15 protein-coding genes are annotated in these 14,490 nt (G+C 60.1%); 9 read left to right on the top strand and 6 right to left on the bottom strand.

Annotated elements, in window-relative coordinates:
- The first annotated feature begins 20 nt into the window (after positions 1 to 20).
- From QE453_RS01080 to QE453_RS01065, 4 genes are all read left to right on the top strand, one after another.
- Positions 21 to 1,061 (top strand): methionine ABC transporter ATP-binding protein, encoded by a 1,041-nt coding sequence (locus tag QE453_RS01080; RefSeq protein ID WP_309776906.1) that lies wholly within the window; start codon positions 21 to 23, stop codon positions 1,059 to 1,061.
- Positions 1,051 to 1,719 (top strand): methionine ABC transporter permease, encoded by a 669-nt coding sequence (locus QE453_RS01075; protein WP_006699527.1) that lies wholly within the window; start codon positions 1,051 to 1,053, stop codon positions 1,717 to 1,719. The genes QE453_RS01080 and QE453_RS01075 overlap by 11 nt, the downstream gene beginning before the upstream one ends.
- 33 nt (positions 1,720 to 1,752) lie before the next feature.
- Positions 1,753 to 2,532, top strand: coding sequence for a MetQ/NlpA family ABC transporter substrate-binding protein (locus QE453_RS01070; RefSeq protein ID WP_006699526.1), 780 nt, complete (start codon positions 1,753 to 1,755; stop codon positions 2,530 to 2,532).
- A gap of 196 nt (positions 2,533 to 2,728) precedes the next feature.
- On the top strand, positions 2,729 to 4,972 hold the full coding sequence (locus QE453_RS01065; RefSeq protein ID WP_034496788.1) for a bifunctional diguanylate cyclase/phosphodiesterase: 2,244 nt from the start codon (positions 2,729 to 2,731) through the stop codon (positions 4,970 to 4,972).
- A 102-nt stretch (positions 4,973 to 5,074) separates the two neighbouring features.
- Here the strand turns inward: QE453_RS01065 and QE453_RS01060 are convergent, their stop codons facing one another.
- The 3 genes from QE453_RS01060 to QE453_RS01050 form a co-directional block, all read right to left on the bottom strand.
- Positions 5,075 to 6,019 carry a rhodanese-related sulfurtransferase gene (locus QE453_RS01060; protein WP_309776195.1) on the bottom strand — a complete coding sequence of 315 codons (945 nt, stop codon included), beginning with the start codon at positions 6,017 to 6,019 and terminating at the stop codon, positions 5,075 to 5,077.
- A gap of 291 nt (positions 6,020 to 6,310) precedes the next feature.
- Positions 6,311 to 7,219: a CHAD domain-containing protein gene (locus QE453_RS01055; RefSeq protein ID WP_309776194.1), complete on the bottom strand. Its 909-nt coding sequence runs from the start codon at positions 7,217 to 7,219 to the stop codon at positions 6,311 to 6,313.
- On the bottom strand, positions 7,203 to 7,691 hold the full coding sequence (locus QE453_RS01050) for a CYTH domain-containing protein (protein WP_309776193.1): 489 nt from the start codon (positions 7,689 to 7,691) through the stop codon (positions 7,203 to 7,205). The genes QE453_RS01055 and QE453_RS01050 overlap by 17 nt, the downstream gene beginning before the upstream one ends.
- A 171-nt stretch (positions 7,692 to 7,862) precedes the next feature.
- Here QE453_RS01050 and QE453_RS01045 point away from each other — a divergent pair, with 171 nt between their 5' ends.
- From QE453_RS01045 to QE453_RS01030, 4 genes are all read left to right on the top strand, one after another.
- Positions 7,863 to 8,501 carry a 2-dehydro-3-deoxy-phosphogluconate aldolase gene (locus tag QE453_RS01045; protein ID WP_006700245.1) on the top strand — a complete coding sequence of 213 codons (639 nt, stop codon included), beginning with the start codon at positions 7,863 to 7,865 and terminating at the stop codon, positions 8,499 to 8,501.
- A 108-nt stretch (positions 8,502 to 8,609) separates the two neighbouring features.
- Positions 8,610 to 9,305, top strand: coding sequence for a tellurite resistance TerB family protein (locus QE453_RS01040; protein ID WP_004445183.1), 696 nt, complete (start codon positions 8,610 to 8,612; stop codon positions 9,303 to 9,305).
- A gap of 318 nt (positions 9,306 to 9,623) precedes the next feature.
- Positions 9,624 to 10,316, top strand: coding sequence for a GNAT family N-acetyltransferase (locus QE453_RS01035; RefSeq protein WP_004445180.1), 693 nt, complete (start codon positions 9,624 to 9,626; stop codon positions 10,314 to 10,316).
- A complete protein-coding gene (locus QE453_RS01030; RefSeq protein ID WP_309776192.1) occupies positions 10,303 to 10,551 on the top strand; it encodes a hypothetical protein in 249 nt (82 codons plus the stop codon). Before QE453_RS01035 ends, QE453_RS01030 begins: the two co-directional genes overlap by 14 nt.
- On the opposite strand, the gene QE453_RS01025 is transcribed toward QE453_RS01030, so the two are convergent.
- The 3 genes from QE453_RS01025 to QE453_RS01015 form a co-directional block, all read right to left on the bottom strand.
- Positions 10,542 to 11,591, bottom strand: a complete 1,050-nt coding sequence (locus QE453_RS01025) for a nickel/cobalt transporter (RefSeq protein ID WP_108081583.1) — start codon at positions 11,589 to 11,591, stop codon at positions 10,542 to 10,544. The genes QE453_RS01030 and QE453_RS01025 overlap by 10 nt on opposite strands.
- Positions 11,585 to 12,226: a DUF1007 family protein gene (locus QE453_RS01020; RefSeq protein WP_004445173.1), complete on the bottom strand. Its 642-nt coding sequence runs from the start codon at positions 12,224 to 12,226 to the stop codon at positions 11,585 to 11,587. Before QE453_RS01020 ends, QE453_RS01025 begins: the two co-directional genes overlap by 7 nt.
- Positions 12,227 to 12,332: 106 nt before the next feature.
- On the bottom strand, positions 12,333 to 13,511 hold the full coding sequence (locus QE453_RS01015) for a hypothetical protein (RefSeq protein ID WP_244455328.1): 1,179 nt from the start codon (positions 13,509 to 13,511) through the stop codon (positions 12,333 to 12,335).
- A 272-nt stretch (positions 13,512 to 13,783) separates the two neighbouring features.
- Between QE453_RS01015 and QE453_RS01010 the strand changes: the two genes are divergently transcribed.
- A complete protein-coding gene (locus QE453_RS01010) occupies positions 13,784 to 14,071 on the top strand; it encodes a hypothetical protein (protein ID WP_004433441.1) in 288 nt (95 codons plus the stop codon).
- Positions 14,072 to 14,490: the final 419 nt, after the last annotated feature.

Here is a 14,490-nt window from a genome sequence, read left to right as displayed (position 1 = left end):
AAGGGGCGGCAAAGGAGCCGATGGTCACGTTCGAAGGCGTGACCAAGACCTTTGGCGGCACGGGCGGCAAGCCCGGCTTCGCAGCTCTAGCCGGTATCGATTACGCCGTGCCGAAAGGCTCCATCACCGGCATCATCGGTCGCTCCGGTGCTGGCAAGTCCACGCTCATCCGCCTCGCCAACGGCCTTGAAAAGCCTTCGACCGGTCGTGTGATCGTTGATGGTGTCGATGTTGCGGCGCTCGATGAAAAGAGCCTGCGCACGCTGCGTCGTTCCGTCGGCATGATCTTCCAGCACTTCAATCTCCTGTCGTCGCGCACAGCGTTCGACAATGTCGCGCTGCCGCTCGAAATATCAGGCATGGGCAAGAAGGATATCGAGACCCGGGTTGCGCCGCTGCTCGATCTTGTTGGCCTGTCCGATAAGGCAAAACGGCATCCGGCGGAACTTTCCGGTGGCCAGAAGCAGCGTGTCGGCATTGCCCGGGCGCTCGCCACCCAGCCGAAGCTGCTCCTTTCCGACGAAGCAACGTCTGCGCTCGACCCGGAAACGACACAATCCATTCTCGAACTGCTGAAGCGCATCAATGCCGAACTCGGTCTGACCGTGCTGCTCATCACCCATGAGATGGAAGTGGTAAAGACCATCGCGTCGCAGGTGGCCGTCATCGACAGGGGACTGATCGTTGAGCAAGGCACCACCTTCGATATCTTCACGGCGCCGAAACACGAGACCACCCGCAGCCTGCTGTCCTCCTCTGTCGGCGTGAAGCTGCCGCACTGGGTTACCTCTGGTCTCAAGCCGCAGGCAGCGGAAGGCGATCGTGTTCTGGTGCGTCTGGTGTTCTTCGGCGAAACGGCCTTCCAGCCGCTGACGGCCCGTCTCGTCGCCGAAATCGGCCCCGATGTGAACATCCTCGCCGGCACCATCGAGGAAATTTCCGGGGAGCCCTTCGGTTCGCTTGTCGTCTCCTATCCGGCCTCGGCTGAGGTTACGGCGCGCGCCGATCGCTTTTATGCTGAAACCGGTCTTCACACGGAGGTGCTCGGTTATGTCGCCTGATATGATCTTCAACCTTCTGCTGAAAGGGCTGTTGCAAACCCTTCACATGGTTGCTGTTTCCGGCATCGTTGGGTCCATCATCGGCGTGCCGATGGGCGTTTTCCTCGCCACCAGCGGCAAGGGCGAACTGTTTCCCGCGCCCATGACCAACCGCATCCTCGGCCTCATCGTGAATGCGGCGCGCTCCACGCCCTTCATCATTCTTGTCGTGGCGATCATTCCCTTCACGCGTCTCGTGGCCGGCACATCGATCGGCACCAGCGCCGCTATCGTGCCGCTGACGGTTGCGACCGTGCCCTTCATCGCCAGGCTGGTGGAGGCGGCGATCCGTGAGGTGGACAAGGGTCTGATCGAGGCCGCCCGCGCCATGGGCGCGACCCCGCTGCAGATCGTCACCAAGGTTCTGCTGGCTGAGGCGAAGCCCGGCATCACGCTGGCGCTCACGCTCACGCTGGTCAGCCTCATCGGTTATTCGGCCATGGTGGGCGCGGTTGGCGGCGGCGGGCTGGGCGATCTCGGCATCCGCTACGGTTACCAGCGCTTCATGCCAGACGTGATGCTGGCCGTGGTTCTGGTGCTGATCGTGCTGGTGCAGCTGGTGCAGAGCGCCGGCGACCGGCTGGCGCGCAGCTTCGACAAGCGTACACGGAAGAATTAACTGCGTTCATAATAACAACCCAAGGAGACACCTATGAAGAAACTTATTCTCGCGGCATCGCTCGCCGCTCTCTTCACTGCCGGTCAGGCGCTGGCCGAGACGATCAAGATCGGCGTCACCCCCGCCGAACACGCGCAGATCATGGAACAGGTGAAGAAGATCGCGGCCGCCAAGGGCCTCGATATCGATATCGTCGAGTTCTCCGATTATGTCGTGCCGAACCAGGCGCTGAACGACGGCGAGCTGCAGGCCAACTCCTTCCAGCACCAGCCGTACCTCGACAACCAGATCGCTGACCGCAAGTTCGATCTCGTCAGCGTCGGCACCACCATCACCACCCCGATGGGCGTTTATTCGAAGAAGGTGAAGAGCCTTGACGAGCTGAAGGATGGCGCGACGGTCGGTATTCCGAACGATCCCACCAATGGCGGCCGCGCCCTTCTGGTTCTTGCTTCCAAGGGCCTGATCAAGGTCAAGGAAGAAGCTGGCCTCAAGGTAACGCCTGCCGACATCACCGAAAACCCGAAGAACATCCAGATCGTCGAACTCGACGCCGCACAGCTGCCGCGCTCGCTTGACGATACCGACGCTTCGGTCATCAACACCAACTATGCCACGGCAGCCGGCCTGAACCCGAAGAAGGACTCCATCGCCATCGAAAGCGAAAAGTCCCCTTACGCGAACGTCATCGCCGTTCGCACGCAGGACAAGGACAAGCCCTGGGTGAAGACGCTGGTGGAATCCTACCACAGCCCGGAAGTGAAGGCCTTCATTCTGGAGAAGTATAACGGCACGGTTATCCCGTCCTGGTAATCGCTCCATCACGATGAAAATGATGACCTCTCCAGCGCGCGGGAGAGGTTTTTTGTTTTACGGACGGGCGCAAATCCACTTTTCCTGAAAAACCTCCGTTCTTTCCAGAAAGGATTTTTCAGATTTCCGGTCGGACTGTCGTTTTGTACCCGTTGTTTTTTGGGTCGGTGTTACGGCGCGGCTTAACGGCTTTTGAATGTTTCCTTCGCAAGATGATGCTTTCGAAGGGGATTTTATGCGGATTGCGCCGCGCAACATTGGGGACTATTTGCCGGTCGGGCGCAGAACCGCCGTCGGCGTTGTGCTGTCCACCTTCGCGCTGGTGCTTCTCATCGTTACGGCGCTCGTCCTCTCCGCTCTCAGTCAGGTCCGGGAAAAGGCCAATCTGCTCGACAGTGCCCGTTCACGCGAGACGACGGCGGGAGCTCTCGTCACTTTTCGCGAACAGCTTGGTGCGACGCTCAACGATTACGCCGCCTGGGACGATGCCGCCGAATATGTCTATGCTCCTGATCGCTTCGACTGGGTGGCCAGCAATTACGGCGACATGACGGCCAATAACGATCTTTTCGATACTGCCGTTATCATCGACGAGGATGACAAGGTCCGTATGGCTTATCAGAATGGCAAGCCGGCGAAATGGGTGCCCGGCACCTATTTCGCCGCCGGCCTTCCGGAAATGATCGAACGGGTGCGGTCCATGCGTCCCGGCGTCACCTCGCAGGTCACGGGTTTCGTCAAAACCGGGGATGGCATCGCCGCTGCCGGTGTTGCGCTGGTGCGGCTCAAATCGGGAGCGCTGCCGCCGGTCGGCGCGGAGCGGCGCTATCTGGTTTTTGCCCGTCATCTCACCCAGGCGACGGTGCACAAACTCGCCCGCAACTACGTGATCGAGGGCCTGGAGCTGCAATATGGCGAGGGAACGGCCGCCAACCACGTGGATATCGTCAATCCGCTGGGGCAGGTGCTGGCACGGCTCGTCTGGCGGTCGCACCTGCCCGGAGATGTCAGTTTTCATGAGGCGCGGCCGGTCGTCTTTACCGCGCTCGGTATCGCCGGCACATTCTTTCTGGTGCTGCTCATTATCGGTTCGGCCACGCTCGATCGTCTGAAGGCGGATGAGGCGGCGGCGCGGGAAGAAGCTCTGCGCGATCGGCTGAGCGGCCTCAATAATCGCGCCGGTCTCTTCGCGAGGCTGGACCGCATGGTCGCCAGGGCAAGCCACGACAAGACGGATATCAAGCTGCTTTATCTCGATCTCGACGGCTTCAAGGAAATCAACGATTCCTACGGCCACGCGGCGGGTGACCGGCTCATCAAGGGCGTGGCGGCGGCGCTCAGGGTGCTGGTGCCGGAAGGCGCGGTTCTGGCGCGGCTCGGCGGCGACGAATTCGCCATCGCCATTCAGGGCGACGACGTGTGGGTGGAAGGCCGCAAGCTCTGTATGTCACTGCTGGAACTCTTCACCGAACCCTTCAGCATAGGCGAGCGTGTGGCAAGTATAGGCTGCAGCATCGGCACGTCAATCTCGCGGGCGGGGGACATCAATGGTGAGGAATTGCTGCGCCGCGCGGATATGGCCATGTATCAGGCCAAGGAAAACGGCCGCGGTCGTTACGTGTCCTACGAATTGAAAATGGATGCGCTGCGCGAGGAAAAACTGCAGCTCGAGGCCGATCTTCGCTCCGCCATTTTGAACGACGAGATACAGGTGGTTTATCAGCCGGTCGTCAGCGCCGCCACGCGCTGCATTACCGGGGTGGAGGCGCTGGCCCGCTGGCAGAGGCCGGGATATGGCTTCGTCCCGCCCGACATATTCATCGCCGCTGCCGAGACGAGCGGTCTCATCGACCGGCTCGGCCTGCTGGTGCTGCGCAAGGCCTGCGAGACAGCACAGCAATGGCCGTCCATCAAACTGTCGGTCAATATTTCACCCGTGCAGTTCCGCAATCCGGCCTTTTCCGGCCATGTCGCGGATATTCTGGATGCGACGAAGACGCCGCCGGAAAGGCTGCGGCTGGAAATGACGGAAGGTTATTTCATCCAGCACCCGGAGCGGGCAAGTGCGGCGATAGACAAGCTGAAACAGCTCGGCCTGCATATTGCGCTCGACGATTTCGGCGCCGGCTTTGCCAGCGTCGGCTATCTGCGTCGCTTCGGCTTCGACAGGATGAAGATCGACCGTTCGCTGATCATGGCGCTCGACAAGGGCGGCCGCTCGCTGGAAATGCTGCAGGCGACCGTGGCGCTGGCGAAATCACTCGACATTCCGGTCACGGCCGAAGGCGTGGAAACGGAAGAGCAGGCGGCCATACTGCATCTGTGCGGCTGCGACGAATTGCAGGGTTACCTGTTCTCAAAACCGGTCGCGGCGGAAGAGATCACCGCCATGCTGGACGGGCAGGATGCGCCGCTCTTTGCGCTGCGGGCGGGGGCGTGAGGTTCTCGACGTGTCGCTTCTCGTTTCTTCTCCCCGGCGGGGAGAAGAAACACGCGGCGCCGCTCTATCCAAATTTAGATACAGTCCTATAGCTACCTGGGCTTACCGCCCAAGATGCCGCTCGCCGCGCTTCTTTGCCAGGTCGATCTGCTGTTGCCGGTCGCGGAAGCGCTGGCGGTCTTCTTCGCTGCGCTCATCGTAGCAGCTCGGGCAGGAGACGCCTTCCTCGAACTTGAGTGACAGGCGCACTTCCGGGGTGATCGGGTTGCGGCAGGCGTGGCACAGCTGGTGGTCGCCTTCGGCCAGGCCATGCACCACCGACACACGCTCGTCGAAAACGAAGCAGGCGCCCTCCCACAGGCTTTCTTCTTCCGGCACTTCTTCCAGATATTTCAGGATGCCGCCCTTGAGGTGATAGACCTCGTCGAAGCCCTGCTCCTTCATGAAGGCCGTGGCCTTTTCGCAGCGGATGCCGCCGGTGCAATACATGGCGATCTTCGGCTTGTTGTGCAGGCCGGGATTGTTCTTCACCCAGTCCGGAAACTCGCGGAAGGTTTTCGTCTTCGGATCGACTGCACCCTTGAAGACGCCGATGGCGGTCTCGTAATCGTTGCGGGTATCGATGACGATCGTGTCCGGGTCGGAGATCAATTCGTTCCAATCGCGCGGGTCGACATAGGTGCCGACGATCCGGTTCGGATCGATATCAGGCACGCCCATCGTGACGATCTCTTTCTTGAGCTTCACCTTCAGCCGCACGAAAGGCATGTGCGAGGCGCGGCTTTCCTTGTGCTCCAATGCCGAAAATTCTGGCTGTGCGCGCAGGAAGGAAAGCACGGCGTGAACGCCTGCATCCGGGCCGGCGATCGTGCCGTTGATGCCCTCGGCGGCCAGCAGCAACGTGCCCTTGACGCCGTTCTTCTGGCAGAGCTCGAACAATGGCTCACGCAGGCTCTCGAACCGCGGCAGGCGGGCGAAATGGTAAAGCGCGGCCACAAGGAAATCGCCAGAGACTTCCGGGCGGGGGAGAATGGTCGTGTCGGTCATGGCCGGTGAAATACAGCGACGGCGGCCGCAAAGCAATATTTATCGGTGGGTTCGGGTATTTTGAAAATCGTCAATCGGGAGGATTTGTGGGCTTCCTGTCATTCCTGCTGCCGTGTGCAGGCAACAGGATGTCGCAATGCCGCCTCCGTCATTCCGGCCTTGAGCCGGAATCCAGCCGACGCGCGTCTGCGCGGCGGGACAAGTCTTTTCAGCCCAGGGACTTGGGCTGGCTGGATTCCGGCTCAAGGCCGGAATGACGGAGGTGAGCGAGCGCCGAAAGTGGCGTTTGGCCTACTTCGCCGCCTGCCGCCACAGCAGGCCGACGATGCGGCTTTCCGTGCGGGCAGATTCGGAAAAGACCTCATCTGCCAGTTCAAGGCCTTCGGCACGCAGCGCCTGTTGCCTTTCGATGATGGCGTCGAGCAGCAGCGCCAGCCGTTCGCCGTTGCCAAAGCGGTCGGGCTCGCGGTCGGCCACGGCGGCGAGAACCGAGAGATCGTGTTCGTGGCCGAGAATGTCGACCAGTCGCTTGGTATCGGCGCGCTTGGCGCGCATGGCGGATGGCCAGATACGCCTCATCAGACCAAGATGCATCCAGTAGGTCTGGCCGGCCTTGCGCAACTCATGAAAATGCTCGACATCGGCCCGCTCGTGGCAATCGGCCAGCGCCTGTCGCGCCCGTTTCCTCTGCCGCGCCCAGCTTGTCCTCAGCAGCCGGGCGCTGTCCTTGAGCTCATCCGGCAGCGATAGCGTCTTCAGCCGTTCACGTCCCGCCTCGCAGCCGGTGATGGCCGCAGAAATCGCCTCGTCGAGAGCGGCCTCGTATTTCACCGCATGATCCCGACGCGCGCGCAGCATCGCCGTGATGGACCGCAGCGCCTCACCCTGTGTATCGGAGAGCGCGAAAGCCTCCAGATATTCCGCCGTTTCCACCAATGCCGTCGCATCACGGGCGAAGGCGAGTGAACGGGCAATATCCCGGAAACGGGCATTTTCCTCTCGGCTGAAATCCGGCGCCGCCTTTCGGATGAGGCGGTAGAGGGACCGCAGCCGCTTGAAGCGCTTGCGCGCATCGTGCACGGCCTCGTGCGGGCCGGACGGACGGTCACGCAGGATGGTGACCGTCTCTTCGATCAATTCCAGGCCGGCGCGGCGGATTTCATCGTCAAAGGGCTTTTTCGGATCAATTCTGAAAGGCATCCGACAGGTCTCCGCTCTGGTCATCCGTGGCGAGGGACTGGTTGGAAAAGCGCCTGTCGCCCGTTACCTCCCTGCCGAGCCAGGCAGGAAGATCCGGATCGGCATTTTCGTCATCCATCTCCACTTCCGCCACGATAAGCCCCTTATATCGGCCTTCGAAAACATCGATCTCCCAGGTGAAGCCGCCGTGATCAACCGTGTGCCGCGTCTTCTCGATCACCACGCCGGGCGCGCTGGCCATCAGTTCCTCGGCATCGTCCAGCGGGATGGGATATTCATATTCGTCGCGGACGAGCGCGCTTGCGCCGATCTTGATGGTGAGTGTCGCGTCACGCCCGTCGACGATCCTCACCCTGACCGAACGATTTTCCATGGAGGCGACATAGGCCTGCCGGAAAGCCATGCTATGCGTTACCTCATCGCGCCATTCACCGCCTGCAACAAGAAACTTCCGTTCGATTTCCTTGGCCATGCTGTCTCCGCAAACTGGTGCGCCAGACTATCGCAAGACAGCTTGATGAAGAAGCGAATTGATTGAAGTATCAGGGCAAAAAATGGCCTTGCCATGCCTCGACATCAAAGCCGGGGCAGGCTAATCGATAAACGGGATTTCAATCGTTTCAATCGCGCAAGGAGGCTCATCTTGGCCCAGGACTCCGAAAAACTTCTCTCCATCCTGAAACTTCAGCCGGTCGTGCCGGTGCTGATCGTGGATGACGCCGCCTCCGCCGTGCCGCTTGCGCGTGCTTTGGTCGCTGGCGGTCTGAAGGCAATCGAGATCACCATGCGCACGCCGGCCGCGCTGGACGCCATCCGTGCTGTTGCGGCGGAAGTGGAAGGCGCCAATGTCGGCGCCGGCACCATTCTCAATGCGAAGGATTTCGAGGCGGCTGCCGAAGCCGGTTCCACCTTCATCGTCAGCCCAGGCATCAACAAGAGCGTGCTGGAAGCCGCGCGCAGCTCCAGGGTGCCGCTGCTTCCGGGTGCCGCCACTGCCAGCGAAGTCATGGCGCTGCGCGACGAGGGTTACAAGGTGCTGAAGTTCTTCCCGGCCGAACAGGCTGGCGGCGCACCTTACCTCAAGGCGCTGTCTTCGCCGCTCGCCGGCACCGTCTTCTGCCCGACCGGCAGCGTATCGCTCAAGAACGCCAACGACTATCTCTCCCTGCCGAACGTCGTCTGCGTCGGCGGCTCCTGGGTTGCCCCACGCGAACTGGTGGCGACGGGTGACTGGGCGGGCATCACCAAGCTTGCCGCCGAAGCTGCTGCGCTGCGCGGCTGATTTGTCTCCTGTCAAACCCGTTCACGAAGGCGTGAGCGGGTTTGACATTTATATTCGGCCCACGGCTTCCTATCTCCCCTGTAGATTTGACCTCTACAGGAGATTTTGATGTTCGACGCCAAGAAGCTTCTTGAACAATTCCTCGGCTCGCAGGTGCCGGGCCTTTCGGGAAGCGTCCGTGACAGAGCCGGGCAGGCCGCCGATATCGCCAAGAACAATCCCCTCAAGGCCGGTGCTCTCGCCGCCGCAATCCTGGGCACCAAAACCGGCCGCAAGCTTGCCGGCAACGTCGCCACCATCGGCGGTGTCGCCGCCATCGCTGGCCTCGGTTACCTCGCCTACAAGAATTACAAGTCAGGACAGGCGCCGGAAGCCGCGCCGAAACCCGAGCCGGAACTTCTCGCTCCGCCCGCCGATTCCGCTTTCCATCCGCAGTCGCCGGCGCTTTCCAATGATTTCGCGCTGAAGCTCATCCAGGCCATGATCGCGGCGGCCAAGGCCGACGGGCATATCGATGAGAAAGAGCGCGCCAATATCATGGACAAGGTGCAGGTTTCCGGCCTCGATAGCGAAGCCGAGCGTTTCCTCGAAAAGGAACTGGCCGATCCGCTCGACATAGACGCCCTTGTGGCCGCTGCCCGTACGGAAGAGCAGAAGGTGGAGCTTTATACCGCCTCGCGGCTTGCCATCGAGGCCGATACGCGGGCGGAGCGGGGGTATCTCGATCTTCTTGCCGGGCGGCTTGGGTTGCCGGATGCGCTGGTGGATCACATCGAGGCGACGGTGGTGGCGGCGAAGGTGTAGGTTGGCGTTTGGACTTGGGCATGAGGTTTGAGCGTGTGGCTCACCCCCCTCTGGCCTGCCGGGCATCTCCCCCTCAAGGGGGGAGATCGACAGGCGGCTACATCTCACCTCTTTCGACATTTGCGATTGAAGCGGCGGTAGGGCCTCCCGCTGATCTCCCCCCTTGAGGGGGAGATGACCGGCAGGCCAGAGGGGGGTGAGCCACGCCCACCGAGGATGATAAGCGCCCCGCCGAGATCACCGCATCCCACCCCCACATCCACTGTTGTCATCCCGCCCCGCTTGCCCTAATCCTTCTCCCAGCAAATGGGGAAGAGAATGCGCGATCTGAGTGAATTCAAGGGATGTCCGGCGCCGCAGCCGGTGGTGCTGAAGGGCCGTTATGTAACGGCGGAACCGTTCGATCGCGACAAACATCTGGAAAAACTCTGGGCTGCGCTTGGCGGCGAGGGCACCAATGCGCTGCTCAGATATTTCCCGCAAAGCGCCTTTCCCGATGCGGATGCCTTTGGCGACTGGCTGGTTGGCGCTGGCGAAAAGCTTAACTGGGTGACGCTGGTCTTTGTCGAAAACACAACGGGCGAAATCGTCGGCATGGCGAGTTACATGCGGCCCGATCCCGCCAATGGCGTGGTAGAAGTCGGCTCCGTCGCCCATGGGGCGAAGATGAAACGTTCCCCGCTTGCCACCGAGGCGCATTACCTTATGGCGAAGCATGTGTTCGAGGACCTGGGGTATCGCCGTTACGAGTGGAAATGCCACAACGAAAACGAGCCCTCCAAGACGACGGCGAAGCGTTATGGCTTCACCTTCGAAGGCGTCTTCCGCCAGCATATGATCTCGAAGGGGCAAAATCGCGATACGGCGTGGTTTTCCATGATCGACGGCGAATGGCCACTGATCGGCAGGGCCTTCGAGGCCTGGCTTTCACCGGACAATTTTACAGCGGACGGCACGCAGAAGCGCAAGCTTGAGGATATTCGCGCGGAGCTTGCCCATGCCAACGCCTGAAAAGCCAAAGCCCAAGACGCCAACCGCCAGAAAGGATTGGTCGCCTGCCATTGCCGCGGTGCTCATCATCCTCGGCTTCGGGCTGATATTCTTCATCATGCCTAAAATCATGTTGTGGCTCGGCGATTATTCGCCCTGGCTGGCGGCCGCCTTCGGCACGGTGGCGGTGCTCTGTTTTTTCCTGCTGTTCTGGCTGCGGGCGCGTTACCAGCGACGCCATAACGATCAGAACTGAAGCGACGCGCCGAGCAGCATCAGGCCCATCAGCAAGACGAAGAGCGCACCGGCGATTTCGATCGCGTGGCTGATACCGGCCGCCCTGCGGCTGCCGGGGCCGGCGAAACGCACGGCCAGACCCTTGGCGGAGACGGCCATGATGGCGAGGACCGAGACCGTGATGGCGGTGCCAAGCGACATCGCAAGGACGGAGAGCACACCGCCAAGATAAAGCCCGTTCAAAAGCGCGAAGCTCATGACGATGATCGCGCCCGAGCAGGGCCTGAGCCCCACAGCGATGATGGCTGACCATGCCTCGTGAAGACTGAAGTTCTTTGCCCTCAGCAGCATCGGATCGGGCGCGTGGGATTTGCCGCAGGCGGTGCAGAGATCGCCCAAGCCGTCATGGGCGTGATCGGCAAAAACCGGTTTGCCCTGAAACCGCAGCCCCGTGCCCATGCCGGTGGTTCTTGCCGCCGGTGCCTCACCCGCCACAGCGAAAACGGTGGCCGGCTCGCGCCGGATTCGCAGCGACCAGAGTTTTCGCACCAGCAGCCATGCGCCGAACAGGGCGACCATGGCGAAACTGGCGATTTCCATCGCCTGTGTCGCTTTCGTCATGGTAATTGAGGTGCCGCGCAGCACCAGCCAGGCCGCGCCGACAAGGCCGATCGCGACAGCGCCCTGAATGAGCGCCGAGACGAAGGAGATGACGATGCCACGTCTCAGCTGTGTTTCATTGGCGATCATGTAGGAGGAGATGACCGCCTTGCCGTGGCCGGGACCGGCCGCATGGAACACGCCATAAGCAAAGGAGAGGCCGATCAGCGAACCGAGCGCCCAGCTGTCCTCGCGCATCGCCTTCAGCGCGCCGGTCAGCGCCCGGTAGAACATCTGCTGGTGCACGTTGATCCACTGCATCAACGGGGCGAAAGGCCCGCCGACGGAAAAGGACGGTTCGGCCGAGCCTATGCCGAGCGGCGATTGCGCATGGGCCGCGCCGGCCACGGCAATGACGCCGATGACGACGGCAAGCAGGCCGACCCGGCGGCTCAGCATGTGACCTCCAGCCGCGTGGCAAAGAGCTTGGTCATGTCTGTACCGGTGGGATCGTTGAAAAAGGCATCGGTGAGCGTATTCTGGTTCTGGGAGATCACTTCGTCCGGATCAGGGCGCACCACATGCTGCTTGCAGGCCTTCAAATCCTTGCCCTCGGTGGCGATATCGCCGTCCTTGGCGAAATCGATCGCCGTGTACATCGTCGGATCCCACGCGCCAAAGCTGAGCCTGCCCTTTACCGCCAGAGGTTTGAGCGGTTTCACGGAAAAGAACATCAGAATCTGCTGGTCCTTGTAATCCACATGAATGGCGTCGGGTTTACCGAACTCCACCGGTTTCCCGTCAGCGGTGATGAAGGTGTAATAGGAATATTCGGCCAGCGATTCCAGCACGGTGTTGCCGATTTCGGCCAGCTCGTCCTTGTCGAGTTTCAGATCGCTGTTCTTGTCGTAATCCATCACAACGCTTGCTGAGAACATCTCGTCGAAACGCCAGATGTTGCGCACTTCCTGGATGGTCCGGTTCGGTCCCTCGACGATTTCCATCCGGGCTTCGGCAAAGATATGCGGATGCGCGGAGGCGGCGACGGGGATGCAGGCGAGGCCGGCCGCGAGAAGCAAAAATCGTCTGTACATTATCCGGTCTGTCCTGCCGTCGAATCTGGAAGGTCTGACTCTAGCAGAAATTGGGACCGAATTTCGACCCGATGCGTCCGAACCTTCGCGCAGGTTGAGACGGAGTTCAGAAGGTGCCGCTGAAACGCGAGGTGACGCTCGAGCCATCATAGGCAAGGTCGGTATCGCGCTCGTCATGCAGCAGTCGGTTGAACTCCACCTCCAGCTTGCTGTTTTTGCCGGTATCGAAAGAGAGGGTGGCGACCAGCCGGCGCTCGCTGGTATCGTAATTGTAATAGATCCAGTCCTTGTGGACCTGCTGCAGCGCGAGGTCCAGGCCGACCTTCTCGGCCAGCCTGCTTTTCACGACGAACTGCCAGCGACGGTGAAATTCGGCGATCGGGTCGTCGGGATCGAACAGGGCGTAATCCTGCGAGAAGCCCACGCCGAAGGCGATGCGGTCCGTGGCCTTCAGCTCGGCTTCCGCCCGGAGATAAGGCCGGGTGCGTTTCACCTTGTCGCTGATCTCGTCTCCGGAAATGGAGGTCAGCCCAGCTTCGGCAAGCACCGCGAGACGGTTCGAGAACCTGTAGCCGTAAGCAAGCGAGCCGCGCAGCGTATGGGCCGGAAACCGCTCATATTTTTCCTGTTGCCCTTCCGGCACGAGAATGCGGTCATAGGCGATCGTGATGCCAGCCTCACCGCCGGCGAGTGGCCGTTCATGTTCCGCCTTCAGCGACAGGAGCGCCTCATTGGCCTCCAGACGCGTGGGGATGAAATAGGCCGGGCGGAAACGCGCCTCGCCTTTCATCAGGCTGGCAAGGCTGGCAGTCAGCTTGTTCTTGCCGCCAAGGGCGAGGATGCCAAGCTGGGAGGAGGCTTCAAGCTTGTGATCCAGTTGCCTGTATCCGATATTTTCTTCCGGCAGGTGCAGGAAAATATCGCCGGCATCGCTGCGGGTGCCGCGCAACTCAAGAGCCCATTCCAGCTTTTCGGAAAAGCGTCTGGTCAAACCCAGCGACGCGATGGTGTTATGCTCATTGGCAAAACGATAACGGGGAAGGCGAACCTCTTCCTGCTCAAGCGAGTAACGCAGTTCCGCCCCTTCAAGCGTGATCTTGCCCGTGAGCCCGAAGCCGGCGCGCAGCGAAATGGCGCTCAACCGATTGGTGTCGGCGAAATAATTGCTGTCATAGGAGATGCCGGATTTGTAGGTGATGGTGTGCTCATCGGCCTTTTCTCCCGCCCACCCGCGGCAGGCGCAGGCAAGCCCGAGAACAAGCGCGATATATCCCCCCAGCCGCATTTGCATCTCCGGTCGCTAATTAAGCAATATCTTATATTTGGATGGTTAATAAAGTTTCCTGCCCGGTTTTACTGTCTTCGCCAAAGGTGCCTTGCCGATACTGTCAGGAAAAGGAGCGAAAGAGCGGAGGCGAGATATGTAGTATTTGATTAAAATCGCCAGTATTAGTGTTAATCGTTTATTGTAATATTAGCCTTTGCTTGAATTAGAATCCTCTAAATATACAGTTCAGTTACGCCAGATGGCGTGATCAAACAAAAGAGGAGAGAGAAATGATTGCAAAGTTCGCTTGTGTAGCCGCTATTCTTACTGTCGCTTCCGTTGGTCAGGCCAATGCGGGCGGTCTTCTGGGTGGCATCCTGTCCGGCAACAGCAACAAGGGCGGCGCCCTTGTCGTGGTTTCGCCGAGCATCGATCTCGGTGTCAGTGGCATCCTGTCCAATAACGGGATTTTGAATGGCAACAAGACCGGCATCCTGAACGGCGTGCTGAATGGCAACAAGACGTCCGTCGATGTCATCGACAACAAGAATGACGGCGGCAAGAAGCGCCGGCACTAAGGAATGAAGAAAGGGATGGCGAAACCATTGTCTTTCGCCATCCCGCTCTGACGGGACAGCTCGAAGATCATCAGGGATTTTCGACGCAGACGATGCGCGAAGCGCATAAGCCGGTAACGAGCCCAGAGTTGCGTGTGTGTGACGCATGGTATTTCCGGCAAGAACAAACGGCGCATCGCATGACTGAAGGGGGCCCTCGGGCTCCCTTTTTTTGGAGGATGATCCAGCTGCGTCGTCGCGCTCGCCGATCCTTGAAGTGCCTTAGAAAGATGCGTGCATCCGGTGTATTTATGTTTAGATATTCTAATTTTACTTCAAATGAAATAAGAAGTTATAATGTAGAAATATACAATATAATTTTCTATTCTTTGGTTTTGGTGTCATTGTTACTTGTTTTTAACGTTTGGATGCTTCAATTA

The organism is Agrobacterium sp. SORGH_AS_0440, from assembly GCF_031453135.1.
Taxonomy (GTDB): Bacteria; Pseudomonadota; Alphaproteobacteria; order Rhizobiales; family Rhizobiaceae; genus Agrobacterium; species Agrobacterium pusense.
Note: the sequence above shows the minus strand (reverse complement) of the source record. Positions and strands in the feature narration are given on the sequence as shown.

What these genes read in the sequence shown, in the direction of transcription:
- QE453_RS01010 (WP_004433441.1), top strand. Translation starts at nt 13,784, where the DNA reads ATGATTGCAAAGTTCGCTTGTGTAGCCGCTATTCTTACTGTCGCTTCC.
- QE453_RS01025 (WP_108081583.1), bottom strand. Translation starts at nt 11,591, where the DNA reads ATGCTGAGCCGCCGGGTCGGCCTGCTTGCCGTCGTCATCGGCGTCATT.
- QE453_RS01015 (WP_244455328.1), bottom strand. Translation starts at nt 13,511, where the DNA reads ATGCGGCTGGGGGGATATATCGCGCTTGTTCTCGGGCTTGCCTGCGCC.
- QE453_RS01030 (WP_309776192.1), top strand. Translation starts at nt 10,303, where the DNA reads ATGCCAACGCCTGAAAAGCCAAAGCCCAAGACGCCAACCGCCAGAAAG.
- QE453_RS01020 (WP_004445173.1), bottom strand. Translation starts at nt 12,226, where the DNA reads ATGTACAGACGATTTTTGCTTCTCGCGGCCGGCCTCGCCTGCATCCCC.
- QE453_RS01055 (WP_309776194.1), bottom strand. Translation starts at nt 7,219, where the DNA reads ATGCCTTTCAGAATTGATCCGAAAAAGCCCTTTGACGATGAAATCCGC.
- QE453_RS01060 (WP_309776195.1), bottom strand. Translation starts at nt 6,019, where the DNA reads ATGACCGACACGACCATTCTCCCCCGCCCGGAAGTCTCTGGCGATTTC.
- QE453_RS01065 (WP_034496788.1), top strand. Translation starts at nt 2,729, where the DNA reads ATGTTTCCTTCGCAAGATGATGCTTTCGAAGGGGATTTTATGCGGATT.
- QE453_RS01075 (WP_006699527.1), top strand. Translation starts at nt 1,051, where the DNA reads ATGTCGCCTGATATGATCTTCAACCTTCTGCTGAAAGGGCTGTTGCAA.
- QE453_RS01070 (WP_006699526.1), top strand. Translation starts at nt 1,753, where the DNA reads ATGAAGAAACTTATTCTCGCGGCATCGCTCGCCGCTCTCTTCACTGCC.
- QE453_RS01040 (WP_004445183.1), top strand. Translation starts at nt 8,610, where the DNA reads ATGTTCGACGCCAAGAAGCTTCTTGAACAATTCCTCGGCTCGCAGGTG.
- QE453_RS01035 (WP_004445180.1), top strand. Translation starts at nt 9,624, where the DNA reads ATGCGCGATCTGAGTGAATTCAAGGGATGTCCGGCGCCGCAGCCGGTG.
- QE453_RS01080 (WP_309776906.1), top strand. Translation starts at nt 21, where the DNA reads ATGGTCACGTTCGAAGGCGTGACCAAGACCTTTGGCGGCACGGGCGGC.
- QE453_RS01050 (WP_309776193.1), bottom strand. Translation starts at nt 7,691, where the DNA reads ATGGCCAAGGAAATCGAACGGAAGTTTCTTGTTGCAGGCGGTGAATGG.